Raw genomic sequence first — 450 nt, 5'->3', positions numbered from 1 at the left:
TTCCGGTCCTCGGCACCACTTTTTAATCAATTTCATATGCGCCCTTAGCTCAGCTGGATAGAGTGTTTGACTACGAATCAAAAGGTCGGGAGTTCGAATCTCTCAGGGCGCACTTTAACGGGAAGTAGCTCAGCTTGGTAGAGCACTTGGTTTGGGACCAAGGGGTCGCAGGTTCGAATCCTGTCTTCCCGACCATTCTTTCTAATTTTATATGGGGTCTTAGCTCAGCTGGGAGAGCGCCTGCTTTGCACGCAGGAGGTCAGGGGTTCGATCCCCCTAGACTCCACCAAAAAATATTATTTTTTAATGTTGACATTACTATAACAGTTTGTTAATATTGAAAAGTCGCATGTGCGACAAAGATTTCGTTCTTTGAAAACTAAACAAACAAGACGTGAAAACAAACAATAACATTTTAGTTTCATTTATGAAACTAAGCCAACGTAACAA

The 450-nt window shown here is 42.4% G+C and carries 3 tRNA genes; all 3 read left to right on the top strand.

The features are described from left to right. Nucleotides 1–38: 38 nt before the first annotated feature. Nucleotides 39–112, top strand: a tRNA-Arg gene (locus tag V7121_RS24760). A 6-nt stretch (nt 113–118) separates the two neighbouring features. Then, nucleotides 119–195: transfer RNA gene (locus V7121_RS24755), tRNA-Pro, on the top strand. 18 nt (nt 196–213) lie between these two features. After that, nucleotides 214–289: transfer RNA gene (locus tag V7121_RS24750), tRNA-Ala, on the top strand. Nucleotides 290–450 lie beyond the last annotated feature (161 nt).

It is taken from the genome of Neobacillus drentensis (genome assembly GCF_036962125.1).
Lineage (GTDB): Bacteria > Bacillota > Bacilli > Bacillales > Cytobacillaceae > Neobacillus > Neobacillus drentensis_B.
This window is presented reverse-complemented; position numbering and strand designations above follow the sequence as displayed.